Origin of the sequence: Nocardiopsis metallicus (assembly GCF_014201115.1) — a bacterium.
Taxonomy (GTDB): domain Bacteria; phylum Actinomycetota; class Actinomycetes; order Streptosporangiales; family Streptosporangiaceae; genus Nocardiopsis; species Nocardiopsis metallicus.
In genome coordinates this window covers 3122257-3147565 of the sequence record NZ_JACHDO010000001.1, presented here as the reverse complement: position 1 = coordinate 3147565, position 25309 = coordinate 3122257, and the positions used below count along the sequence as shown (strand labels likewise).

The following is a 25309-nucleotide window of genomic DNA, read 5'->3' as shown; positions in this document are numbered from 1 at the left end:
GCATAAAATTGCAGAGCCATGCATGATGGTTCAGTCCAGTCGAGAAGAGAGGGTCTCACCATGGGATACACGGCGGCCATCGCCGGAGCCAGCGGCTACGCCGGGGGCGAGCTGCTGCGTCTGCTCCTGGGACACCCCGACATCGAGATCGGCGCGGTCACCGCGGGCGGCAACGCCGGGACCCCCCTCATCCAACACCAGCCGCACCTTCTCCCGCTGGCCGATCGCATCCTCGGGCCGACCACCGTCGAGGAGCTGCGCGGCCACGACGTCGTCTTCCTCGCCCTGCCGCACGGACAATCCGCCGACATCGCCCAGCAGCTCGGCGACGACGTCCTGGTCGTGGACTGCGGAGCCGACTTCCGCCTCAACGACCCCGCCGCCTGGGAACGCTTCTACGGCACCCCCCACGCCGGGACCTGGCCCTACGGCCTGCCCGAACTTCCCGGCCAGCGCGAGCGCCTCACCGGGGCCCGCCGGGTCGCCGTCCCCGGCTGCCACGTCACCGTCGCCACCCTCGGCCTCTTCCCGGCCCTGGCCCAGCAGCTCGTCGAGACCGACCTCACCGTCGTCGCCGTCACCGGCACCTCCGGCGCGGGCAAGGCACCCAAGCCCAACCTGGTCGGCAGCGAGGTCATGGGCGCCCTCAGCCCCTACGGCGTCGGCGGCACCCACCGGCACAACCCCGAGATCGTCCAGAACCTCACCTCGGTCACCGGCGAGCCGGTCCGCCTCTCCTTCACCCCGGTCCTCGCGCCCCTGCCCCGGGGCATCCTCGCCACCTGCACCGCGCCCCTCAAGCCCGGCGCCAGCGCCGACCAGGTGCGCGCGGCCTACGAGACCGCCTACGCCGACGAGCCCTTCGTCCACCTGCTCCCCGAGGGCACCTGGCCCAACACCGCCATGACGGTCGCGGCCAACACCACCCTCGTGCAGGTCACCGTGGACCCCGACGCGAACCGCGTGGTCGCCGTCGCCGCCCTGGACAACCTGACCAAGGGCACCGCGGGCGGCGCGATCCAGAGCACCAACCTCGCCCTGGGCCTGCCCGAGGACACCGGCCTCCCGCTCGCCGCGGTCGCCCCCTGAGAACCCGGGAAGAGGCATCGACGTGAGTGTCACCGCACCCAAGGGCTTTCGCGCCGCGGGCGTGGCCGCCGGGATCAAACCCGACCGCGCCCGCGACGTCGCCGTCGTCGTCAACGACGGCCCCTCCCTCGCGGCCGGAGCGGTCTTCACCGACCACCCCGACCCCGCCGCCCCGCTCCTGTGGTCCCGGCAGGTCGTCGCGGGCAGCCGCGTGCGCGCCGCCGTCCTCAACTCCGGCTGCGCCAACGCGGGCACCGGACCGCTCGGCTTCCAGGCCGCCCATGCCGAGGCCGAGCACACCGCCGACCTGCTCGCCGACTCCGCCGCCGAGATCGTGCTGTGCTCGGCCGGCCCGATCGGCACCGCCCTGCCCACCGAAGCCCTGAACACCGGGCTCACGGCCGCGCTCGCCGAGGCCGAACGCGGCGGCGGACTCCCCGCGGCCGACGCCATTCGCACCGGGGACACGGTCGCCAAGATCGCCTTCGGTCGCGGCGAGGGCGTCACCGTCGGCGGGATGGCAAAGGGGCCGGACGCCTCCGTCGGATCGGTCCTGTGCGTACTGACCACCGACGCCGACCTCAGCGCCGAGCAGTGCCAGAGCCTGGTCGCCGACGCCGCCGCCAAGGCCTTCGCCCCGCTGACCGGGACCAACGACACCGTCCTGCTCATGGCCAGCGGCGCCGCTCCGGCCACCCCCGGCGAAGGGGTCCTCGCCGACCTGCTCACGAAGGTGTGCGAGGAGCTCGCCGCCCAGCTCGCCGCGGACACATCCGATACCGGAACCCCCCAGGACAGGCAGGCCAACCCGTGAACTCCCGGATCTCCGACAACCCCACCCAGGACCAGGCCCAGGCCATGGACAAAGCGGCCAACCTCATCGAGGCGCTGCCCTGGCTCTCCCGCTTCCACGGCCGCACCGTCGTGGTCAAGTACGGCGGCAACGCCATGGTCAGCGAGGAACTGCGGGTACGCTTCGCCGAGTCCATCGTCTTCCTGCACTACGCGGGCCTGCGCCCCGTCGTCGTCCACGGGGGCGGACCGCAGATCAGCGCCATGCTGGACCGCTCCGGGGTGGAGTCGACCTTCACCGCCGGACTCCGGGTCACCACGGACGAGGCCATGGACATCGTCCGCATGGTCCTCACCGGCCAGGTCAACCGCGAGATCGTCGGCCTGATCAACCAGCACGGACCCTTCGCCGTCGGCATGTCCGGCGAGGACGCCAACCTCCTCTACGCCGAGCGCAAGAGCGTCGAGGTGGACGGCGAGACCGTCGACATCGGCCGGGTCGGCGAGGTCAGCGAGGTCAACCCCGGCGCCGTCTCCGCGCTCATCGCCGACGGCCGCATCCCGGTGATCTCCAGCGTCGCCCGCGCCGACGACGGCGGCGTCTACAACATCAACGCCGACACCGCCGCCTCCGCGCTCGCCGTCGCGCTGGGCGCGAGCAAGCTCATCATGCTCACCGACGTCGAGGGCCTGTTCGCCGACTTCCCGGCCAACACCGACCTCATCCGGCGCCTGAACGTGGACGAGCTGCGCGCCCTCCTGCCCTCCCTGTCCTCCGGCATGCTCCCCAAGATGGAAGCCTGCCTGACCGCCGTCGAGGGCGGTGTACCCCAGGCACACATCATCGACGGCCGTGTCCCGCACTCCCTGCTCCTGGAGGTCTTCACCGACCAGGGCGTGGGCACGATGGTCGCCGACGAGGAACTGGAGGCCGAACTCCTCGCCGGGAACGGCCACTACCCGCGCCCCTGGCGCCCCACCGACACCACCACTGAGCACAACCCTGGAGCCGCCAAGTGACCAGCAGCGAACTGAGGGAGCGCTTCGCCGCCTCGATCATGCCCAACTACGGGGTGCCGCCCGTGGCCCTGACCCTCGGGCGCGGCTGCGAGGTCTACGACGCAGACGGGCGCCAGTACCTCGACCTCATCGCGGGCATCGCCGTCTCCAGCCTGGGCCACGGGCACCCCGCCCTGGTCAAGGCGGTCGCCCACCAGGCGGCCACCCTCGCCCACACCAGCAACCTCTTCGTGCACGAGCGCGAGGTCCAACTCGCCGAACGCCTCGTGGGGCTGCTCGGCGGTGACGCCAAGGTCTTCTTCGCCAACTCCGGCACCGAGGCCAACGAGGCCGCCCTCAAACTGGTCAAGCGCGCCGCCGGCTCCGGCCGCCACTACTTCGTCGCCGCCGACAAGGGCTTCCACGGCCGTTCCGCCGGATCCCTCGCCCTGACCGGCAAGGAATCCATCCGCGAACCCTTCGGCCCCTTCGGCATGGACGTGCGCTTCGTGCCCCACGGCGACCTGGAGGCCCTGACCGAGGCGGTCGACGAGAACTGCGTCGCCGTGTTCGTCGAGCCCACCCAGGGTGAGGCCGGGGTCGTCCCCGCCCCCGAGGGCTACCTCGCCGGGGTCCGCGCCCTGTGCGACGAGACCGGAGCGGCCTTCGTCCTGGACGAGATCCAGAGCGGTATCGGCCGCACCGGCCAGTGGTTCGCCCACCAGGAGGAGGGCGTGCGCCCCGACGTCCTCACCCTCGCCAAGGGCCTGGGCGGCGGACTGCCCATCGGCGCCTGCGTCGGCTTCGGCCGCTACGCCGACGCCTTCCACAAGGGCGACCACGGCTCCACCTTCGGCGGCAACCCGGTGGCCTGCGCCGCCGCGCTCGCCGTCATCGACACCATCGAGAGCGAGGGCCTGCTCGCCCACACCTCCGTGATGGGCGACCTGCTCGCCGAACAGATCGAGGGCGTCAAGCACCCCCTCCTGGCGGGGCAGCGCGGCAGCGGACTCTGGCGCGCCCTCGAACTCACCGGACCGCACGCGGCCCACGTCCAGGAACAGGCCGCCGTCCGCGGGTTCCTGGTCAACGCCGTGGCCCCCGACGCCATCCGCATCGCCCCGCCCCTGGTCATCACACCCGAGCAGATCGGCGTGTTCATCGAGGCCCTGCCGACCGTCCTGGACGCAGCTGAGGCCGCCGCGACGAAGGAGCACCAGTCATGACCCGGCACTTCCTGCGGGACGACGACCTCACGCCCGAGGAGCAGACCCGCGTTCTCGACCTCGCCGACGAGATGAAGCGCGACCGCTTCTCCTACCGGCCCCTGGCGGGGCCGCGCACGGTCGCGCTCCTCTTCGACAAGCCCTCCACCCGCACCCGCCTGTCCTTCTCCGTGGGCGTCGCCGACCTCGGCGGCAACCCGCTGGTCCTGGACTCCGGCAGCACCCAGATGGGCCGCGGTGAACCCATCGAGGACACCGCCCGGGTCCTGGAGCGCCAGGTCGCCGCCGTGGTCTGGCGCACCTTCGCCCAGACCGACCTCGAGAACCTCGCCCGGCACATCAACGTCCCGGTGGTCAACGCGCTCACCGACGAGTTCCACCCCTGCCAGGTCCTCGCCGACCTCCAGACGGTCCGTGAGCACAAGGGCACCCTGGCCGGGCTCACCCTCGCCTACCTCGGCGACGGCGCCAACAACATGTCCCACTCCTACCTGCTGGGCTGTGCCATCGCCGGCATGCACGTGCGGATCGGTGCCCCCGAGGGCTACCACCCGGACCCGGTCATCCTGACCAGGGCTAACGAGATCGCCGAGAGCACCGGAGGGTCGGTCACCGTCACCGCCGACGCCCACAAGGCGGCCGAGGGCGCCGACGTCGTGGCCACCGACACCTGGGTCTCCATGGGTATGGAGGACGCGAAGGAGGACCGCGAGGCCCCCTTCCGCCCCTACACCGTGGACGAGGCGCTCATGGCCGCCGCCCACCCCGAGGCGATCGTCCTGCACTGCCTGCCCGCCTACCGGGGCAAGGAGATCACCGCCGGCGTCGTCGACGGCCCGCAGAGCGTGGTCTGGGACGAGGCCGAGAACCGCCGCCACGCCCAGAAGGCCCTGCTCGCCTACCTGCTCGAGAGCAGCGACAACCCCGAGCCCGAGACACGATGACCAACGACCACAGCGGTACGGCCCCGATGACCAAGGCCGCCCGCCACGCCCGCATCACCGACGTCCTCACCCGCGAGGACGTCCGCTCCCAAGGGGAACTGGCCAGGCGCCTCTCCGACGCCGGGGTCCAGGTCACCCAGGCCACGCTCTCCCGCGACCTGGACGAACTGGGCGCGGTCAAACTCCGCACCGCCGACGGCCACCTGGCCTACGTCCTGCCGGGGGAGGGCGGTGAACGCCTCCAGCGCACCCGCCCGGACACCCTCGGCCTCGAACAGGTCTCCGGGGCCCGTCTGAACCGGCTGGCCGAGGACCTGCTCGTCTCGGCCGAGGCCTCCGCCAACATGGTCATCATCCGCACCCCGCCCGGGGCGGCGCAGTACCTGGCCTCGGCCATCGACCACACCGACTTCCACGCCATCCTGGGCACCATCGCGGGCGACGACACCATCATGGTGATCGCCCGCGATCCCCGGGGCGGTGAGGAACTGGCCGCGGCGCTCCTGCGGTTGGCCGACCGTAAACCCTGACCGCACCCGTGCGGCCCGGCACCACCTGAACGTTCACTAAGGAGACCACGATGGCCGACCAGCCCGAGGCCCTGCGCCTGTGGGGCGGCCGCTTCGAGGGAGGACCGGACCAGGCTCTGGCCCGTCTCTCGCTGAGCACCCACTTCGACTGGCGGCTCGCCCGCCACGACATCGCGGGCTCACGCGCCCACGCCCGCGCCCTGCACCGCGCCGGACTGCTCTCGGCCGACGAACTCGACCGCATGATCGCGGGCCTGGACCGGCTGGAGGCCGACGTGGCCTCGGGGGAGTTCACCCCCGTGCTCGAGGACGAGGACGTGCACACCGCGCTGGAGCGGGGCTTCATCGAGCGGGTCGGCCCCGAACTCGGCGGCCGGCTGCGCGCCGGACGCTCGCGCAACGACCAGATCGCCACCCTGGTCCGCATGTACCTGCGCGAGGAGGCCCGGTCCATCGCCGACCAGCTCCTGGACCTGGTGCGCGCTCTCGCCGACCAGGCCGGGGCCCACCCCGACGCCGCCATGCCGGGCCGCACGCACCTGCAGCACGCCCAGCCCGTGCTGCTCGCCCACCAGCTGATGGCGCACGCCTGGCCGCTGGTCCGCGACGTCGAGCGGCTGCGCGACTGGGACCGCCGCGCCGCGGTCTCGCCCTACGGTTCCGGCGCCCTGGCCGGTTCCTCCCTGGGCCTGGACCCCGAGGCGGTCGCCGCCGAGCTCGGTTTCCCGGCCTCCTCGGAGAACTCCATCGACGGCACCGCCGCCCGCGACGTCGTCGCCGAGTTCGCCTTCGTCACCGCGATGATCGGCGTGGACCTGTCCCGGCTCTCGGAGGAGGTCATCCTGTGGGCGACGAAGGAGTTCTCCTTCATCACCCTGGACGACGCCTTCTCCACCGGCTCCTCGATCATGCCGCAGAAGAAGAACCCCGACGTCGCCGAGCTCGCCCGCGGCAAGGCGGGCCGCCTGGTCGGAGACCTCACCGGCCTGCTCACCACCCTCAAGGGGCTCCCGCTGGCCTACAACCGGGACCTGCAGGAGGACAAGGAGCCGGTCTTCGACGCCGTGGACAGCCTGCACCTGCTGCTGCCCGCCATGACCGGCATGGTCGCCACCCTGACCTTCCACACGGACCGGATGGCGGAGCTGGCCCCACAGGGCTTCTCCCTGGCCACCGACATCGCCGAGTGGCTGGTCCGCGAGCGCGTCCCCTTCCGCGAGGCCCACGAGATCGCGGGCACCTGCGTGCGGGTGTGCGAGGAGCGCGGCATCGACCTGCCCGATCTCGGCGACGCCGACTTCGCGCGGATCTCCGAACACCTGACCCCGGCCGTGCGCGAGGTCCTGACCGTGCCCGGTTCCCTGGCCTCCCGCGCGGGCCGCGGCGGCACCGCCCCGGCCCGGGTCGCCGAACAGCTCGACCGCCTGCGCTCGGACGTCGAGGCACACCGCAAGGCCTTCATTTCCTAGCCGCGCCCAGTCGTGCAGGGGCCCTGCCGGATCCGTATGGCGATCCGGCAGGGCCCCGCCGCCGTCATGGGCGCACTGTTCCTGTACGTCCTGTTCCCCGGCCCGCGCGGGTGCGGCCGTCAGGGCCGGTAGGAAACCAATCTGGAATTCCCCCCGCACGGCCGTGGCTGGTGCGGTAGCGTCCTGAGTCTGCGGGCACCACACGTGTTCCCTCCTGCGCGTACCGTGACGACCCGCGTGGGAACCGGCACGCACTACGCGTGGCCTCCGGTGCCCGCGCCGAGTCCGTGGGAGGAGCGCAGTGGGTCAGCCAGGGGGCACAGGGCGCGGGGCCAAGACCGGGATCAGGGCGCAGCTCAACAGGATCGTGCTGATCCCCAGCATCACCTTCCTCGTACTGTTCGTCGTGCTGAGCAGTGCCACCCTCGCCCAGGCGATCTCGCTGCGCTCCTCGGTCACCGACGGCCGGGCCGGGGCCGACCTCGCCGAGGCGCTCACCGCGCTCCAGACCGAACGCCGCCTCAGCGCCGAGTACCTCACCGCCCCCGGCGGCCAGACCCGGCAGCGGCTCGTCGGCGCTGCGGAGACCACCGACGAAGCACTCATCAGGGTCCGGGACGTGCGCGACACCCTGGAGGGTGACGGCGACTCCCCGGACCCGCTGGCCCAGGGGTTCTTCGACTCGCTGGACCAGGTCCAGGCCCTGCGTACGGACGACCTCGCCGACCCGGGGCCGGCGGCCGACGCCCTGGACGCCTACACCGCCGCGATCCACCAGGGCATCCGCCTCTACGCGAACACCGTCCGAGGGCTGGACGACGGGCCCGCCTCCGACGCCGCCTCGGCCGCCGACAACCTGCTGTGGGCCCAGGAGAGCTTCGGCCACGCCGACGCCCTGGTCACCACGGTCCTGGCCGAGCGTGATCTCAGCCGGGCCGAACAGGCCGAGATCGCCTCCCTCACCGGTGACACGCGCCGCCGCCTGGACGCCATGGGCCCGGTCACGGACGCGGTCACGGACTCTGCGGAAGACACAGCAGAGGCCGCATCGGTGGAGACAGCGGGGGCCACCACCGAACCGGTGGCCAGCCGGGACCAGGCCCCCACCGTCGAGCGGATCACCGCGGGCGCGGCCTGGGCCGACGCCATGGAGATGGCCGACACCCTCGTCCAGCACGAGGCGCGCATCGACACCGACCCCCTCACCGGTGAGCTGACCCGCGACACCGCTCCGCCGGACGGACTCGGCGGCTGGCGCGCGGCCGCCGACCAGGTCAACATCGAGCTGGCCGAGGTCACCGCCGAGCGGGTGGACACCGTCGTCTCCGCCACCGAGGAGGCCAGCTCGTGGATGTTCACCCTGGCCCTCGGCGGTGGAATCACCTCCATGTTCGCCGGAACGGTCGCCTACGGCACCGCCGCTCGCTCGGCCGGACGCCTCACCTACCGGCTGGCCAAGCTCAAGGCGGAGACGCTCGGTATCGCCCGCAGCGACCTCCCCCGGATCGTGCGCCGCCTGGAGGCGGGCGAGAGAGTCGACCTGGACACCGAGATGAAACAGCTCGACCACGGCGCCGACGAGGTCGGCCAGGTCGCCGACGCCTTCAACACCGCCCAGCGCACCGCGGTCGGCGCCGCCGTCAAGCAGGCCGACATCCGGGCCGGAGTCGGCCGGGTCTTCCTCGGTATCGCGCACCGGAACCAGTCCCTCGTGCAACGCCAGCTCCAGCTCCTGGACCGGATGGAACGCGAGGAGGAGGACCCCGACCTGCTGGAGAGCCTCTTCCAGCTGGACCACCTGGCCACCCGGGGCCGCCGCCACGCGGAGAACCTCATCATCCTCGGCGGGGCCCAGCCGGGCCGCCGCTGGCGCCACCCCGTCCCGCTCGTGGACATCCTGCGCGGCGCCATCTCCGAGACCGACGAGTACGCCCGGGTCGAGCTCACCTCCGCCCCGGACCTGTCACTGGTGGGCGCGGTCGTCGCCGACGTCATCCACCTCCTGGCGGAGCTGGTCGAGAACGCCACCGCCTACTCGCCGCCGCACACCGACGTCACCATCGCCACGGACAACGTCCCCAAGGGTGTGGTGATCGAGATCGAGGACCGCGGTCTGGGGATGACCGAGGAGGTCCTCGCCGACAACAACGAGAAGCTCGCCAAGGCGCCGGAATTCGACATCATGACCCCCGGCAGCGACGGCCGCCTCGGTATCTTCGTCGTGGCCAGGCTCGCGCGCAAACACGAGATCGGCGTGCAGCTGCGCCACTCCCCGTACGGGGGCACCCGGGCCGTGGTGCTCGTGCCCAGCACCCTGGTGGTCTCCGCCGGCACCGCCATGACGGAGCGCCCCCGGGCCGCCGTGCTCGCCCGCTCCAGCGCGGCCCGGCTCGACCACTCGGGAGCCTCTGGACACGGTGACCGGGACAACCGGGAGGACCCCGCGGACCTGCTGTCGGAAGGGGCCGGGTCCAGGCCGGCCCGACCGGTGCTGCGCTCGGTCCCCGAACACGGAGAGCGCGTCCCCGAGGCCGTACCGCGGGAGCACGCCCAGGGTGCCCCGCTGCTGCGCCAGGTGCCGGACCTGGAACCCGAGCCGAGGGAACGGGTTCAGGGGGAGGTCCCCGCGCAGCTGCCCAGACGCGGGGCCGACAGCGCGACGGCGGACGCCACCCGGGCCGGGGGAGTCCGGGCAGACGGCACCCGGGTGGGCGCGGGGCCGGACCGGGCCGGACTGCCCCGGCGCAGAAGGCAGGCCAGCCTCGCCCCCCAGCTCCGCGACGAACCCGCCTCCGGTGCCCCCGCCCACGAACCCGAACCGCTGCCACAGCGCAGCCCCGAACAGGCGCGCCGGATGATGGACGCCTTCAGTGCGGGGACCCGGCGGGGCCGGGCCGAGGAGCTCGGCGGGGAAGGTCCCGAGCACAGCAGTGATGACCAGGTCGGTGCAGGCGCCGACGACCATACGGGAGAGAGCGACTGAGATGGTGAGCAAGAGCAAGGCTGCGGACAACCTGGACTGGCTCCTCGATGACCTGGTCGACCGTGTGGTGGGGGCCAGCCACGCGATCGTCCTGTCGGCCGACGGACTGCTGCTCGGCCGCTCCCGGGGACTGGCTTCGGAGGACGCCGAACACCTGTCCGCGCTGGCCTCGGCGTTCCAGAGCCTGGCTCGGGGCACCGGTCGCCACTTCGGCGGCGGCGACGTACGGCAGACCGTGGTGGAGATGGAGCACGCGTACCTGTTCGTCACCGCGGCCGGTGCCGGTGCCTGTCTGGCCGTGCTGGCCACGGAGGACGCCGACGTCGGCCTGGTCGCCTACGAGATGAACCTGAGGGTCAAGCGGGTCGGCCAGTTCCTCACCGCGGCGCCCCGGCACCCGGCACACCTGACGGCCATGGGAGGCGGGAGTTAGTGAACACCCCCGGAGAGCAGCGCGGGGCCAACCAGCGCGGCGCACCGCTGTCGAGCGTGGCGTCCCCGGCCGGGGAACGGGAGGGACGGGGGAGCGGGCAGGAGCCCGGATCGTCCCGGCGCCCGCCCCCGACCTGGCACCGGGGGCGGGGACACCCCACCTCCGAAGGGCCCTCCGCCGGGGTCAACCCGGGCGACGCACCGGCCGGTCCCCTGGTCCGGCCCTACACGATGACCAGGGGAAGGACCCGGCCCGGTAACGAGGGGCGCCGACTGGACCTGATCACGATCGTGATGGCCGCCCGCGACCGCGCCGACCGCGTCCGCGATCCCGAACTCCAAGCGATCCTGACACTGTGTCGCAGGCCCATATCGGTGGCGGAGATCTCCGCGCGCCTGGACATACCGCTGACGGTGGTCAAGGTGCTCCTCGGTGATCTCGTGGCCGAGGGCGACGTTCACACCCGGGCCATGGCGCCCGTGACCCAGCTCCCCGAGAAGAAAGTACTTCAGGCGGTACTCGATGGCATCCGCAGACTCTGAGATCCGGCCGGGAACCCAGGAGGCGCGTCAGGCGCCGGAGGCGATCCCCCAGGCCGTCAAGATCATCGTCGCCGGGGGGTTCGGCGCGGGCAAGACCACGATGGTGGCCTCTGTCAGCGAGATCACCCCGCTGAGCACCGAGGAGGTGATGACCGAGGCCAGCCAGGGGGTGGACGATCTCGGGGGAGTGGAGGACAAGACCACCACCACGGTCGCGCTGGACTTCGGCCGCATCACCATCAACGAGGACATCGTGCTGTACCTGTTCGGTACCCCGGGACAGGACCGCTTCTGGTTCATGTGGGAGGAGCTGGTGGAGGGCGCCCTGGGCGCCGTGGTCCTGGCCGACACACGGCGCCTGGACACCTGCTTCCACGCGGTGGACTTCTTCGAGCGCCGGGGGCTGCCGTTCGTCGTCGCGGTCAACCGCTTCGAAGGGTCCGCCGAGTACAGGATCGAGGAGGTGCGCGAGGCCCTCGACATCCCGCCCGAGGTCCCCGTGCTGGTGGCGGACGCCCGCGAACGCGAATCCGCCAAGGAGGTCCTCGTCCGGCTGGTCACCCATGTCATCAACAGCCGACGCCCGGCGCTGAGCGGCTGACCTGGCCCCGCGCTTCGGAACAGCGTCGGTCCGGTATACGTTCAGGAGAAACGCCCGTGAATGTGGTGTTGAACGCTACAATGTCGCGGCAGTGACCACCCGCTTTGACAGCGCACCCATCCACCTCTCGTCTGAATCCTGGTATGCGAAACTCTGACCGACTTCCCCCACGCGAACTGCCCAAGCGGCGTTCCGGACGCCACCGCAACCCGCTGTCCTTCGACAACTGGTTCGGTACCCCCGCCCTGATCATGGCGGTCCCGGGCACGGCTGAACAGGCCAGGGACGCCGACGGTGAGTTGATCGGTGCCCGAATGGCCGATCTCGTCCGGGCCTACCGCCCCGAGGTCACCATCCGGTTCGGACACACCGAGGGTCGGGAACAGAGCCTCGACGAGGCCCTGACCGGCCTGGAGAAGTCCGACGAACGCCCGCTCGCCGGGGTCGTGGTCCCGCTGGTCACCGCCCCGCACGCGGCCACCAGCGCCGCGATCGGGGCGGCCGTGGCCAAGGCCGGGGCCGACGCCCGCGTCACCGAGGGCCTGGGCCCGCACCCGATGCTGGCCGAAGTACTGCACCTGCGCCTGGCCGAGGCCGGGTACGTGCGCGCCGACCGCATGCGCTTGATCAGTGTGACCGCCCGCAACACCACGATGGCCGACGGCGTCGTGGTGGGGGCCGTGGGCGGTGAGGGCGCCGTGGGCGCCGCCGGGGTGACCGCGGTCCTGCTCGCGGCCCGGCTCGGCTTGACTGTGCTTCCTGCGGACCTCGAGAACGAGGCCTCGCTCGAGCAGGTCCTCGCCCAGCTCCGCCAGGGTGGCTGCCAGCGCCCGGTCATCGCGCCCAGCGCGCTGGGCCCGGAGATGCCCGCCGATCAGCTGGCCGGCCTCGCCGAGCGCTTCGGCGCCAGGCCCTGTGCTTCCCTGGGGGCGGACAGCCTCCTGGGCAAGATCGCCGCGCTGCGCTACGCCGAGGTGCTCAACTCGCTCGGTGTGGAGCAGCCCCCCACTGCGGAGGAGCTGCCCGCCCCGGTGGGTTCCCGGCACCGTCCGGAGTCCTGAATCCGCGCCATCCCGCGACACGCCGTACCCGATACGCGAGGCGCTCAGCCACACGCGACACGCCACACCAGGACCTCATCCTCAGGAACTCTCACGCAGGGCCGCTCGGACCTCCGGGTGGCCCTGCGGCGTTGCCCGGGGTCCCCGATCGTGTGTGACCTGCTTTTTCGTTCCGTTCTGGTCGCTCTCTAGCACGCTCGGCTCCGATCAACCAATGATGTTGGATAACTAGTCGTGATGGTTTGACAACGTACGGCAATGATTTTTCGATAGCCTCGGCAGGACCGAAAGCCGCCGGGGCACCTCTCCAGGACGCCGCGGCACCCGCACGGGCTGGAGGGGGCCATGCGAAGAACTCACGCGTCCACCCGGACGATCCGCGGGCAGCTCACCCGAATCGTGCTCATCCCGAGCCTGTGCTTCCTCGCGCTCTGGCTCGTCGTGGCCACACTCGGCACCGTCCAGGCCGCCCAGCTCATGGGCGCCGTCAGCCAGGCCAAGGAGGGCACCGAGGTCCTCTCCCGGGCCGCGACCGAACTCCGGGCCGAGCGCCGCCTGTCCATGGTTCACCTGGGCGTCCAGGACGGTGCCGGCGACTCTAACTTCCACGGAGAGCTGGAGGAGCAGCGACAGAGCACGGACGAGGCCCTGACCGAGGCCCTGGCCCTGGCCGAACGGCTGCAGGACGGCCGCGACGACGAGGTGATCCGTAACGCCGCCCTGGTGACCGGAACCCCGGACCTCCTGACCCCCCTGCGCTCGGCGGTCGACGCCCGCACCGCCAACCGTGAGGAGACCCTGGTCAGCTACGGGGGCCTCCTGTCCACCCTCACCGACACCGCCACCGCGCTGCTGCACACCACCGACGGCGGCGAGAACCTCACCGACGCCGTCCTCACCAGGGAGCTCCTCGCCGCTCGCGACGACTACGCGACCGCCGACGCCCTGCTCGCCGGGGTCATCCCCGCAGGGAAGATGACCTACGAGGAGACGGCCCACTTCACCTTCCTCACCGCCTCCTACCGCGCCACCCTGGACACCGTCACCCACGCGATGCACCCCAGCGTGCGCGCCGACTACGAAGCCCTGGTCCAGGAGGATCTCTGGACCACCGCCGAGGCGCTCAGCCGCCGCGTCGTCACCCGGCCCCCGGTCGCCGAGGCCGACGAAACCGTCCCCGGACAGGAACCCCTGACCGAGTGGAACTCCGTCATCGAGGTCGAGGCCGACGCCTGGGACGCCTCCTCGTCCGTCGCCGCCCTGGCCCTGGACGGCATCGCCGAGGCCCAAACCGCGCGCACCGTGGACCTGGCCTGGAGCGCCGCCCTGCTCAGGGTCGCCCTCGGGGTCGCCGCCGCGGCCGTCACCCTGATCGGCGGGATGGTCGCCATCGCCCTGGTGAGCCGCTCCTCACGCCGCCTCTCCGAACGCCTCACCGGCCTGCGCGAACAGATCCTGGACCGGGACGCCGACCTGCCCGAGATCATCGACCGCGCCCAACGGGGCAACAAGGTCGACGTGGTGGACGAACTCCCGGCCCTGGACGAGACGGGTGACGACGAGATCGGCCAGGTCGCCGAGGCCTTCGACAGCGCCCAGATCACCGCGGTGGAGGCGGCCGTCCGGCAGGCCGAGATCCGCCGCGGCGCCAACCGCGCCTTTCTCGGGATCGCCTTCCGCAACCAGACCCTGGTCCAGCGCCAACTGCGCCTGCTCGACGAGATCGAGTACAACGAGCAGGACCCCGAGGCCCTGCGGCGGCTCTTCCGCCTGGACCACCTGGCCACCCGGGCGCGCCGCTACGCCGACAACCTCATCATCCTGGGCGGCGGCCAGTCCGCCCGCCGCTGGCGCCAGCCCCGGCCGCTCGTGGACGTGCTGCGCGCCGCCATCGCCGAGACCGAGGACTTCGACCGGGTCCGGCTCACCTCCGCACCCCGGGTGCTCATGCACGGCCAGGTCGTGGCGGACGTCGTCCACCTCCTTGCCGAACTGGTGGAGAACGCAACCCAGTTCTCACCCGCCGGGACCCCCGTGGACGTCGGCTGCACCCCGGTTGGTGGGGGCCTGGTCGTGGAGATCGAGGACCGCGGCCTGGGCATGTCCGAACAGGGGTACGCGGCCGCCGAGCGCACGCTCACCCGGCCGCCGGAGTTCGACGTGATGGCCCTGCCCGAGGACCCCCGCCTGGGCCTGTTCGTCGTGGCCCGCCTGGCCGAACGGCACGGCATCCGCGTGTGGCTGCACCCCTCGCCCTACGGGGGGACCCTGGCCACCGCGCTCATCCCGGACAGCCTGCTGGAGCCCGCGGACAATCCGGCCGCGGTCAACGGCGCCCCCGTCGGGGCGCCCTCCTTCCCGGGGGTACTCGGCCACCTGCACCCCCAGGGGACGGTGCCTTCGGGGCCCGGGCAGCCGGGACCGACGTACCCGTCGGGGCCGCAGGGAGCACCGGGCCCGTACGGGTACTCCGGCCCCCAGGGGATCCCGTTCCCCACCGATCCCCGGGCGCGGAGCGGACCACAGGCCTCAGGCGGCCACCAGCCGCCGAGCGGCCCGTTGAGCGGTCCCCAGTACCAGATCGGCGCCTCCGGACCCCAGGGGCCGTACGGACCCTCCGGCGGGACGGTCTCCTTCGGGGGACAGGAGCCCTCCACAGCGCAGGAACCCTTGGGGGAAGCCGAACCCTTCGGCCCCGCCACCCCCGACACCACAGCTTTCCCGACACCGCCCAGAGGAGGACACAGTGAGCGCTGAGGGCCGCCACGCCCGTCGCCTGACGGACCGTGGCACGGCCAACCGCACCGACGGGAACGAAGCCAGACCCGTGGGCGGAGGAGAGGACGCGGAGAACGAGAGGTTCCTGCGCCCCTACGCCGTCGACGCCGGAACCGCGGCGGCCGTGCCACCCACCACCAGAACCACCGACCTCGACCTGCTGACCCTCGTCATGGCCGCCCGTACCCCCGGCCGCCACGAGTGGTTGCGCCCCGAACGGGAGACCATCCTCAACCACGCGCTGCGGGCCCGAACCGTGGCCGAACTCGCCGCGGAGGTCGGGCTTCCCATGGGGCAGGTCCGCGCGATGGTCGCCGACATGGTCTCCGACGGCTCACTCCAGCGCTGCGGTCCCTCCCGGCCACTGGGGCGAGAGGACATACTGCACGCGGTCCTCGTCGGACTCCGCTCCCTGTGATTTCGGGCCGCGGGTGAGGCTCTGCTTCCACGATGACTCCGGGACCCTCACCCCGGCGGTCGGACAGCGGGTTGCTAGCGTGCGCCCATGCGCAGCACCGAACACATCGGCATCATCGGAGCGGGGATCGTCGGACTGGCCCTGGCCCGCCACATCACCCTCCACCGTCCCGGCACCCGGGTCACCGTCCTGGAGAAGGAGAACCGGGTCGCCGCGCACCAGACCGGCCACAACAGCGGCGTCGTCCACGCCGGGCTCTACTACCGGCCCGGATCCCTCAAGGCCACGCTCTGCCGCAGGGGCGTCGGGCTGCTCAGGGACTACTGCGCGGAGAACGGCCTGCCCTACGAGGAGGCGGGCAAGCTCCTCGTCGCGGTGAACCCCGACGACGAGGCCCGCCTCGACGACATCGAGCGCAGAGCCAAGGAGAACGGTGTCCCCGGCATCACCCGACTGGGCCCCGAGGGCCTGCGCGGGATCGAACCCCACGCGGCGGGCACCGCCGCCCTGCACTCGCCCACCACCGCCATCACCGACTTCGTCGCGGTCGCCGAGCAGATCGCCGACGACGTGCGCCGCTCAGGCGGCCGGGTCCTGCTCAACACCCCCGTCATCGACCTCCGCCAGGACCACGACGGCACCGAGGTCCTCACCGGCGACCCCAAGGGGGAGCGGGCCATCCACCGGTTCGACCGGCTGGTCCTGTGCGGTGGACTCCAGAGCGACCAGCTGGCCCGTATGGCCGGCGGCGCCGCTGATCCCCGAGTCGTCCCCTTCCGCGGCCACTACCACGAGCTCGTCCCCGAACGCAGCTACCTCGTGCGCGGCCTCCTCTACCCGGTCCCAGACCCCCGCTACCCCTTCCTGGGCGTGCACCTGACCCGCCACGTCCACGGCGAGGTCATGGCCGGACCCAACGCCATCCTGGCCCTGGCCCGGGAGGGCTACCGCGCACGCGACCTGCGCGCCCGCGAACTCGCCCAGACCCTGGCCTGGCCCGGGTTCTGGCGGTTGGCCCGCAAGCACTGGTCCGTCGGCGCCCGGGAGACCCTGGTCTCGGCCTCCCGCGCGGTCTTCGCCGCCCAGGCCCGCCGCCTGCTCCCCGAACTCACCACCGCCGACCTGCGCCCTGCTCCCGCCGGGGTCCGCGCCCAGGCCCTGGGCCGCGACGGCGGCCTCCTGGACGACTTCCACGTGGACACCCGCGGCCGGGTGGTGTGCGTGCGCAACGCGCCCTCGCCCGCGGCGACCTCCTCCTTGGCGATCGCCGAGTTCCTGTACGACAACCACATCCGCAACGGCAGCGGCTACTGATCCAGGCACCGCTGCCGAGGCGGTCGCCGAAAGGGGCACCGACCCGCCCAGGGTGTGTCGGAACGGAGTTATCCACAGGTTCGGGCACACCCTGGTACTGGTCGTCGCCCTCGCGGAGCATGGAGGAACCGGTGCTTCGGGAGGGTCCCGAGGTCACCGGTGGAGGTGACCATGCCCCTGACCAGGTGGGCCGCGGCGGCCCTCGCCACCGCGCTCGCACTCGCTCTCACGGCGGCAGCGCCCGCCGTCGGCCCTCGAGGAGGACCCTTGGACGGATTCACCATCGGACACCTGCCCGCCCAGGTCGAGGCACAGGCCTCGACCCTGGACTCCGACTACGAGTGGGAGGACGTCGCCTTCACCGCCCGGTTCTGGGAGCAGGCCAAGGAGGGCGGTGGATTCCAGGTGGTAATGCAGGTCCTGGTCCTGCGAGGGGAGAAGCTCACCGACCTGGCCGCGGTCCGCGAGTTCCTCACCCACTACCACGAGCGCGATCCGGACACCTGGAACCTGAGGGACTTCGACAACAACGGCACCGAAGGCCTGTACGGGGAGACCGAGGCCTTCTGGACCCCGGGCCCGGGGGTCGCCGTCGAGGTCCGCGACGCCTCCGGCCTCCTCGGCGAGGAGGAGCTGCTCGCCACCGCGAGGGGGATCGGCCCGGAGAACCCGGCGTAGGCGGAGGCCCGCGGCAGGGCCGATGCCGGTACAGGTCGGGGACTGCGAGAACGGATCGGGCCGTGGAAACACCGCGGGTCGGGCCGACCACACGGGAGAAGGTCGGCCCGACCCGGTGAAGTACGGCGCGGCAGGGATCAGCAGCCGTCGAGGACCTCGCGCAGCGCCGCCTCCTCCTCCGGGTCCGCGCTCAGGTTCCACACGTGCTTGACCTCGATCCAGGAGACCACGTAGTCACAGTGAAAGGACTCTGTCGGCGGTAGCCAGTTCGCCGGGTCCGCGTCGCCCTTGGAACGGTTGCTCGAGGCGCTCACCGCCCACAGCTGGGAGGAGTCGAGGTCGTTGGCGAACCGCTGGCGCTCCTCGGTCGACCAGGCGTGGGCACCCGACCGCCACCCCTCCTTGAGGGCCACCATGTGGTCGATGTCGATGTCCTGCGCGTCGGTGAAGGTCTCGCTGTCGAAGGGGCTGTACCAGGAACCGGACACCGGCTGACAGTTCTCGTCGGTCTCCACGTCCTCGCCGTCGCGGAGCAGCACGACCTGGCGGGTGGTGCAGTTGTCCTCCACCCCTCTGTCCCAGTGCGGGAAGAGCGCCCGGTCGTATCCGGGCGGGTCGTACTCCTCCTCGATCGTCAGCTCCTCCAACTGCTGTCTGGCCTGTTCGACGTCGGAGGAGGAGGTGCCTGCGGGGGATCCCTGCTGTCCGGTGCCGGAGTCAGTGACCTCCAGGTCGATCACCCCCAGCTGCTGCAGCGCGAAGGCGGCGATCACCAGCAGACCGATGACCGTACCGGCGATCGCGGTCAGCCTGGAGGCGGGCTTACCGCCCTTGCTGCTCTTGCCGCCCCTGCCGGTGGATCCGGTCCTGCTCGGGGGTTTGGCGGAGGACTTCTTGGCCATTGGGGAACTCCAACACTTTCTTGCCTGCCGTGACGGGCGGGTCGTCCGGTCCGGGTCCCTCAAGCTTGGCCCATCACATGGCCGGCCCGTAACACCGCCCGCGGTCAGACCTGCCTGGCCACACGCCTCAGCCCAGGAGGTCGAGCACGAAGGAACCCACCAGCAGCAGCGTGATCCCGGCGCTGTAGGACCAGGCGCGCACCGGGCGGGGCTGGTCGCGCAGGGTGCGCCAGGTGTAGAGCACGACACCGGCCAGGACCAGCGCACCCTCGACCACGGCGCTCGCCGCGGGGTTCTCCCACAACCCCATGCCGAGCAGGGGGAACGCACCCGCGTTCCCCGGGAGGATCGGCAGGTCCGGGCGGTGCACCAGCAGGTCGAGGAGCCAGTGGCTGAACACCACCGAGCCCAGGACCAGACCGGCGTCGCGCCCCCACCGCTCCCTGAGGAAGTAGTGCACGAGCAGTCCCACCAGGACGGCGAGAAGGAGGTTCCCTACCAGCGAGTGCGAGTATTCGGCTGCGATGAGCAGGGAACCGTACCCGGACAGGCCGGGTTCGGCGGCTTCCATGGTCTCCAACCCGGCCAGGCTCAGGGGTACGAAGACCAGGTCAGGTAACTGGGTGGCGACCAGCAGTGCCGCCATGGGGATCCCGGGTCGCCACGCCTTGACGATCCCGGCTACTCCGAAGTGTCCGGCCAGCATCAGTTCTCTCCCTCGGGTGTGGTGTGGTCAGCGGCGTGTCCGGTGCCGTGTCGGGTGTTGTGTCCGGTACCGCGTCCAGTGGCACTCGCGGGCCAGCGCTCCAGGGCGCGGATGAAGCCCTCCACCAGTACGTCGTAGCTCTCGTCGATGTTCTCGGGCATCCTGAACCCGCCCTGCGCCTCCAGGTCGATGAAGCCGTGCACGGCGCTGCGCAGCGCACGGATCGTGTGGACCATCTGGTTCTCGGGGATGTCGAAGCCGCGCAGCACCGCCGCGATCACCTGGACGGGCCGGGCGTAGATCCTCGAGGCCTCGGTGTCCGACGGGTCGGGCGCCCGCTGTGTCGCGGTGTAGCCGCCAGGGTGCTCGTGCGCGTAGTTCCGGTAGGCGGTGAAGAGCGCGCGGACCGCCTCTGGTCCGGAGAGCCCGACCGCGGCGCTCTGGAGCCGGTCGCCCAGTTCGGTCACGGTGAGCAGGGACACCTCCCGGCGCAGCCCGGCCAGTCCGTCGACGTGCTTGTACAGGCTCGGCGGCGCGACCCCGAATCGTTTGGCGACCGCGGCCAGGGACAGCTCGTCGAAACCCCGTTCGTCGCTGAGCGCGGCGGCCTCGGCCGCGATCAGAGCGGGGGTGAGGCCGACCCTAGGCACCGGCGTTCACCCTCTCTGCGAGGTCGACCAGGGCGGGCGCCACCACGTCGGGGCGCTGCGACTGCGGGTAGTGGCCGCACTCGGGGACCATGACCACGCGGCCCTCCACCACCGAGGCCACCCAGGCCGCCTCGGCCCGGGGATCCGGCCAGTCCGGATCCTGCTCGCCCATGATCACCACGGCCTCGGCTACGGGGGGCTCGGCCCCCTGGATCCGCTCCTCCGACACCTTCGGGCCGTTGATGGTCTCCCGGATCGCCCGGTAGCGCTCGGCGGGGCGGAGCATCCGGAGCACCCGCTCCAGCTGCTCGGCGTGTCCTTCGGGGATCCGCCCGGCGTGGAGCTTGTCGTAGAAGAGCGTCAGCGCCCGGGGCGCCCAGGGGCGGGCGAGCAGGACCTTGAGCAGGGCCCGCTTCGCCCAGCCGGCCTCCGGGGCCCGCAGGAAGGGACCGAGCAGGGCGATCCCGGCGACCAGGTCCGGACGGTCGAGGGCGGCGATGGTCACCGCTCCGGCGCCCAACGAGTTGCCCGCCATCACGACCCTCGCGCCGGCCGCCCCCTGGTTCAGCTCCTCGGCCAGGGCGATCGCGTCGGTCGCCGCTGCGCGGTCGGTGTGATCGCTGAAGGTGAGGTCGCTGTCCCCGTGCCCGCGCAGGTCCATGGCGGCCACGCGGTACCCGGCGGTCGCGAGAGCCGCACCCACGAAGCGGAAGGAGGCACGGTGGTCGAACATCCCGGGCACGCAGACCACCAGTGTTCCGGCGTTCTGGGCCCCGTAGAGGTCGTAGGCGATACGCCCCTCGGGGCGCTGGAGGTGGTGCATGGCGGTGCTCCCTCGTCCGTTGAGCCGGTGGCGTTGGCTGGGCGCGCCGGGTGCGCGGCCCGCGTCAGTAGGCTCATGGGTATAGCCTTAAAGCTAATGGCATTAGCTTTGTTGGTCAAGGGCTCTCGCTCCGAGGCCGGGAAGCGGGGCTCGGGAGGTCGTGTGAACTGGAGTGGCGTGCAGCCGATAGCGTTGCCGTGTGAGGGAAAACCGGGTGATCCACGTGTGTACCCGACCTACACTGCTAGGCAGATCGGGCCGAAGGGCCCGCCTACACAACAGAGAGCCACACAGTGATCGACATCATCGACGAACTCCAGTGGCGCGGCCTGATCGCGCAGACGACCGACCTTGACGCACTTCGCAAGGCGCTGGCCGATGGTCCGATCACCCTCTATTGCGGTTTCGACCCGACCGCGGGCAGTCTGCACGTGGGCCACCTCACCCAGGCACTCACCCTGGCCCGCTTCCAGCAGGCCGGGCACCGCCCCATCGCCCTCGTCGGCGGTGGCACGGGCCTCATCGGTGACCCCAAGCCCAGCGCCGAGCGTCAGATGAACTCGGTGGAGACGGTACGGGGCTGGGTGGACAACCTGGCCGGGCAGCTCTCGGCCTTCCTGCGCTTCACCCCCGAGGGCGAGCAGGCGGGCCCCACCGACGCCATCCTCGCCAACAACGGCGACTGGCTGGGCGGGATCAACGCGATCGAGCTGCTCCGCGACGTCGGCAAGCACTTCAGCATCAACCAGATGCTGGCCCGCGAGACGGTCAAGAGCCGTCTCGACGGTGAGGGCATGAGCTACACCGAGTTCAGCTACGTGCTCCTGCAGTCCTACGACTACGTCGAGCTCTACCGGCGCTACGGCTGCACGCTCCAGACCGGCGGCTCCGACCAGTGGGGCAACATCACCGCCGGCCTGGACCTGGTCCGCCGGATGGACGGCAACGAGCCGCACGGCCAGGCGCACGCCCTGACCACCAACCTGCTGACCAAGGCCGACGGCACCAAGTTCGGCAAGACCGAGACCGGCACGGTCTGGCTCGACCCCGAGCTCACCTCGCCGTACGCCTTCTACCAGTTCTGGTTCAACGCCGACGACCGCGACGTCATCCGCTACCTCAAGGTGTTCAGCTTCCTCTCACGGGAGGAGATCGAAGACCTCGAGCAGCAGACGCAGGAGCGGCCGCAGGCGCGGGCCGCGCAGCGCAGGCTGGCGGAGACGCTGACGACGCTTGTCCACGGTGAGGCGGAGACCCGCAAGGTCAAGGACGCCAGCCTGGCCCTGTTCGGCCGTGCCGACCTGTCCGACCTGGACGGTCGCACCCTGGACGCGGCCCTGGCCGAGGTGCCCAAGGCCGAGGTCGAGGGTCCGGTCGGCGAGCTGCTCGTCACCGACCTGTTCGCACAGAGCGGTCTGACCCCGAGCAAGTCGGCGGCCCGTCGCGCCATCCAGGAGGGCGGCGCCTACGTGAACAACGTGAAGGTGACCGACGTCGAGGCCAGGCTCAGCGCGGACGACGTGCTCGCGGACCGCTTCGTCGTACTCCGCAAGGGCAAGCGCAACATCGGTGGGGTCGTCCTCAAGGGCTAGCGCCGACCGATGGCGGATGACGTGATGGTGCCATGACGTCACGCTGACCGAGCACGTGCTGACAGAGGCGTGTGCTGACGGAACAGGCCAAGGGCCGGCCCCTCCCCGGGGGCTGGCCCTTCGTTGTTTCCGGCTGACTCCCCGTCCACCCGTAGGGGGCCTCCATCGGGTCCCTCCTGTGGCTGGGGTGTTCGTCGGGGCTGATCGCAGATGTTCGCTCAAGCTGGGGTTTGGTCTTGGCATGATCCGGGCAAGATGGTCGATGTCTGACAACTGCCGACGTAACGACGCGATCCTGGTGTGAGGACCGCGCACGTCAGGGCCTTGAGAAGCCGCCCGATCAGGGGCGACCGAGGCCCGGATCGCCGAGATGGCGCCTGATCCGGGTCCTGACTTGACGTCTGTCGAAGAGCTGCCTATAGTCTTAGGAGTCGCTGCGGGACGGTGAGCAGGCCCTGTTCGGGTTCTGGCTCAGCACCGTGCCGCGATCACAGACATCCTCTTCCGAGCAAGTTGATCCGAGCAGTGCTCGGAGCATGTAGGCTCGGGGAGTTGCTTCGAACAGGCCAGCGGAAACAACGCGGTGAAAACACCGCCGAGGAAACGCTAGACTGGGAAAAGCACAACGGGCTTTACCCCGATCAGGAACAACACAAACCGCCGATTTGGCGGGGCGCGGAACACCTGATAAAGTAAAGACACAACACAGCGTATCTGCCGCTCACGCGGTGGACCGGACGCGAAAGCGGCCAAAACGCAGAAAGCCTTCCACGGAAGAGCAGACGGAACCAGCTGGTTCCGGCGCTTGTACGGGAAGAGTGATTGTTTCTTGAGAACTCAACAGCGCGTGTTTGATTTTCTTTAAGCCATGTTTGTTTTGGCCCCGACGCACTTCGGTGCGTAGGGTTCCTTTGATTGGTCATCGCGAGATGATCGGTCAGGATTTCTTCTAGGTTTACTCACCCCAGGCTGACCCTCGCGGTCGCCGGGATGGGTTGTTTGACCTTTATGGAGAGTTTGATCCTGGCTCAGGACGAACGCTGGCGGCGTGCTTAACACATGCAAGTCGAGCGGTAAGGCCCTTCGGGGTACACGAGCGGCGAACGGGTGAGTAACACGTGAGCAACCTGCCCCTGACTCCGGGATAAGCGGTGGAAACGCCGTCTAATACCGGATATGACCTGTCACCTCATGGTGGCGGGTGGAAAGTTTTGTCGGTCAGGGATGGGCTCGCGGCCTATCAGCTTGTTGGTGGGGTAACGGCCTACCAAGGCGATTACGGGTAGCCGGCCTGAGAGGGCGACCGGCCACACTGGGACTGAGACACGGCCCAGACTCCTGCGGGAGGCAGCAGTGGGGAATATTGCACAATGGGCGAAAGCCTGATGCAGCGACGCCGCGTGGGGGATGACGGCCTTCGGGTTGTAAACCTCTTTTACCACCAACGCAGGCTCCACGTTCTCGTGGGGTTGACGGTAGGTGGGGAATAAGGACCGGCTAACTACGTGCCAGCAGCCGCGGTAATACGTAGGGTCCGAGCGTTGTCCGGAATTATTGGGCGTAAAGAGCTCGTAGGCGGCGTGTCGCGTCTGCTGTGAAAGACCGGGGCTTAACTCCGGTTCTGCAGTGGATACGGGCATGCTAGAGGTAGGTAGGGGAAACTGGAATTCCTGGTGTAGCGGTGAAATGCGCAGATATCAGGAGGAACACCGGTGGCGAAGGCGGGTTTCTGGGCCTTACCTGACGCTGAGGAGCGAAAGCATGGGGAGCGAACAGGATTAGATACCCTGGTAGTCCATGCCGTAAACGTTGGGCGCTAGGTGTGGGGACTTTCCACGGTTTCCGCGCCGTAGCTAACGCATTAAGCGCCCCGCCTGGGGAGTACGGCCGCAAGGCTAAAACTCAAAGGAATTGACGGGGGCCCGCACAAGCGGCGGAGCATGTTGCTTAATTCGACGCAACGCGAAGAACCTTACCAAGGTTTGACATCACCCGTGGACCTGTAGAGATACAGGGTCATTTAGTTGGTGGGTGACAGGTGGTGCATGGCTGTCGTCAGCTCGTGTCGTGAGATGTTGGGTTAAGTCCCGCAACGAGCGCAACCCTTGTTCTATGTTGCCAGCACGTTATGGTGGGGACTCATAGGAGACTGCCGGGGTCAACTCGGAGGAAGGTGGGGACGACGTCAAGTCATCATGCCCCTTATGTCTTGGGCTGCAAACATGCTACAATGGCCGGTACAATGGGCGTGCGATACCGTAAGGTGGAGCGAATCCCTTAAAGCCGGTCTCAGTTCGGATTGGGGTCTGCAACTCGACCCCATGAAGGTGGAGTCGCTAGTAATCGCGGATCAGCAACGCCGCGGTGAATACGTTCCCGGGCCTTGTACACACCGCCCGTCACGTCATGAAAGTCGGCAACACCCGAAACTTGTGGCCTAACCCTTCGGGGAGGGAATGAGTGAAGGTGGGGCTGGCGATTGGGACGAAGTCGTAACAAGGTAGCCGTACCGGAAGGTGCGGCTGGATCACCTCCTTTCTAAGGAGTCTTTACAGGTCGGCGCTTTTTCTACAGCCGGCCGGACTCGAAAGTGGACCTGAGCGTCCGGGCCTTGAGGGTCTGGTGCGACTCGGGAGTGGCTGAAGTGGAATCGGACTTGACCCCTGGCGACTAGAAGCGTCGGGGGGCGCGCTGTTGGGTATCTGAGGAAGCAATCCCGGCCATCGGCTCCTTTCGGGGGGCGGGTGGTCGAGTTGGTTCCCGCTACCACCTCTGAGAA

General features: G+C 70.3%; 21 protein-coding genes and 1 rRNA gene. 18 read left to right on the top strand and 4 right to left on the bottom strand.

Translation table 11 applies throughout. The features are described 5' to 3' along the window. Positions 1–60: 60 nt before the first annotated feature. The 16 genes from argC to HNR07_RS13555 all read left to right on the top strand — a co-directional run bounded on the left by argC (position 61) and on the right by HNR07_RS13555 (position 17857). A complete protein-coding gene (gene argC, locus HNR07_RS13630) occupies positions 61–1089 on the top strand; it encodes an N-acetyl-gamma-glutamyl-phosphate reductase (protein WP_184365313.1) in 1029 nt (342 codons plus the stop codon). Between the two features lie 22 nt (positions 1090–1111). Further along, on the top strand, positions 1112–1903 hold the full coding sequence (locus tag HNR07_RS13625) for a bifunctional ornithine acetyltransferase/N-acetylglutamate synthase (protein WP_184365312.1): 792 nt from the start codon (positions 1112–1114) through the stop codon (positions 1901–1903). Positions 1904–1947: 44 nt separating this feature from the next. Beyond that, positions 1948–2901, top strand: coding sequence for an acetylglutamate kinase (gene argB, locus HNR07_RS13620; RefSeq protein WP_221319433.1), 954 nt, complete (start codon positions 1948–1950; stop codon positions 2899–2901). Beyond that, positions 2898–4106 (top strand): acetylornithine transaminase, encoded by a 1209-nt coding sequence (locus tag HNR07_RS13615; protein WP_184365310.1) that lies wholly within the window; start codon positions 2898–2900, stop codon positions 4104–4106. Before argB ends, HNR07_RS13615 begins: the two co-directional genes overlap by 4 nt. After that, the gene (gene argF / locus HNR07_RS13610; RefSeq protein ID WP_184365309.1) at positions 4103–5050 is read left to right on the top strand and encodes an ornithine carbamoyltransferase; all 948 of its coding nucleotides are present in this window, start codon (positions 4103–4105) and stop codon (positions 5048–5050) included. Before HNR07_RS13615 ends, argF begins: the two co-directional genes overlap by 4 nt. Continuing rightward, on the top strand, positions 5047–5580 hold the full coding sequence (locus HNR07_RS13605) for an arginine repressor (RefSeq protein WP_017583928.1): 534 nt from the start codon (positions 5047–5049) through the stop codon (positions 5578–5580). The genes argF and HNR07_RS13605 overlap by 4 nt, the downstream gene beginning before the upstream one ends. A 50-nt stretch (positions 5581–5630) precedes the next feature. Next, positions 5631–7049 (top strand): argininosuccinate lyase, encoded by a 1419-nt coding sequence (gene argH / locus HNR07_RS13600; protein WP_184365308.1) that lies wholly within the window; start codon positions 5631–5633, stop codon positions 7047–7049. Between the two features lie 301 nt (positions 7050–7350). Further along, positions 7351–10032: a sensor histidine kinase gene (locus HNR07_RS13595; protein WP_184365307.1), complete on the top strand. Its 2682-nt coding sequence runs from the start codon at positions 7351–7353 to the stop codon at positions 10030–10032. A 1-nt stretch (position 10033) separates the two neighbouring features. Further along, positions 10034–10465 (top strand): roadblock/LC7 domain-containing protein, encoded by a 432-nt coding sequence (locus HNR07_RS13590; RefSeq protein WP_184365306.1) that lies wholly within the window; start codon positions 10034–10036, stop codon positions 10463–10465. Next, positions 10465–11007 (top strand): DUF742 domain-containing protein, encoded by a 543-nt coding sequence (locus tag HNR07_RS13585; protein WP_184365305.1) that lies wholly within the window; start codon positions 10465–10467, stop codon positions 11005–11007. The genes HNR07_RS13590 and HNR07_RS13585 overlap by 1 nt, the downstream gene beginning before the upstream one ends. After that, on the top strand, positions 10988–11608 hold the full coding sequence (locus HNR07_RS13580; RefSeq protein WP_184365304.1) for a GTP-binding protein: 621 nt from the start codon (positions 10988–10990) through the stop codon (positions 11606–11608). The genes HNR07_RS13585 and HNR07_RS13580 overlap by 20 nt, the downstream gene beginning before the upstream one ends. 143 nt (positions 11609–11751) lie before the next feature. After that, positions 11752–12669: a sirohydrochlorin chelatase gene (locus tag HNR07_RS13575; protein WP_184365303.1), complete on the top strand. Its 918-nt coding sequence runs from the start codon at positions 11752–11754 to the stop codon at positions 12667–12669. A gap of 345 nt (positions 12670–13014) precedes the next feature. Continuing rightward, positions 13015–15426, top strand: a complete 2412-nt coding sequence (locus HNR07_RS13570; protein ID WP_184365302.1) for a nitrate- and nitrite sensing domain-containing protein — start codon at positions 13015–13017, stop codon at positions 15424–15426. Continuing rightward, on the top strand, positions 15416–15865 hold the full coding sequence (locus HNR07_RS13565) for a DUF742 domain-containing protein (protein ID WP_184365301.1): 450 nt from the start codon (positions 15416–15418) through the stop codon (positions 15863–15865). Before HNR07_RS13570 ends, HNR07_RS13565 begins: the two co-directional genes overlap by 11 nt. An 87-nt stretch (positions 15866–15952) precedes the next feature. Continuing rightward, on the top strand, positions 15953–17179 hold the full coding sequence (lhgO, locus tag HNR07_RS13560; protein ID WP_184365300.1) for an L-2-hydroxyglutarate oxidase: 1227 nt from the start codon (positions 15953–15955) through the stop codon (positions 17177–17179). A 171-nt stretch (positions 17180–17350) separates the two neighbouring features. Continuing rightward, positions 17351–17857, top strand: a complete 507-nt coding sequence (locus HNR07_RS13555) for a hypothetical protein (RefSeq protein ID WP_184365299.1) — start codon at positions 17351–17353, stop codon at positions 17855–17857. A 137-nt stretch (positions 17858–17994) separates the two neighbouring features. Here the strand turns inward: HNR07_RS13555 and HNR07_RS13550 are convergent, their stop codons facing one another. The 4 genes from HNR07_RS13550 to HNR07_RS13535 form a co-directional block, all read right to left on the bottom strand. Further along, entirely contained in the window at positions 17995–18759 is a 765-nt protein-coding gene (locus tag HNR07_RS13550) for an HNH endonuclease family protein (RefSeq protein ID WP_184365298.1), read from the bottom strand. 127 nt (positions 18760–18886) lie between these two features. Next, entirely contained in the window at positions 18887–19465 is a 579-nt protein-coding gene (locus HNR07_RS13545) for a permease (RefSeq protein ID WP_184365297.1), read from the bottom strand. After that, the gene (locus HNR07_RS13540) at positions 19465–20115 is read right to left on the bottom strand and encodes a TetR/AcrR family transcriptional regulator (RefSeq protein ID WP_312893787.1); all 651 of its coding nucleotides are present in this window, start codon (positions 20113–20115) and stop codon (positions 19465–19467) included. Before HNR07_RS13540 ends, HNR07_RS13545 begins: the two co-directional genes overlap by 1 nt. Then, complete coding sequence (locus HNR07_RS13535) at positions 20108–20938, bottom strand: alpha/beta fold hydrolase (protein WP_184365296.1); 831 nt, start codon at positions 20936–20938, stop codon at positions 20108–20110. The genes HNR07_RS13540 and HNR07_RS13535 overlap by 8 nt, the downstream gene beginning before the upstream one ends. Before the next feature lie 293 nt (positions 20939–21231). Here HNR07_RS13535 and tyrS point away from each other — a divergent pair, with 293 nt between their 5' ends. Next, positions 21232–22530 carry a tyrosine--tRNA ligase gene (tyrS, locus tag HNR07_RS13530; protein WP_184365295.1) on the top strand — a complete coding sequence of 433 codons (1299 nt, stop codon included), beginning with the start codon at positions 21232–21234 and terminating at the stop codon, positions 22528–22530. A gap of 1005 nt (positions 22531–23535) precedes the next feature. Further along, positions 23536–25068 (top strand): 16S ribosomal RNA (locus HNR07_RS13525). Positions 25069–25309: the final 241 nt, after the last annotated feature.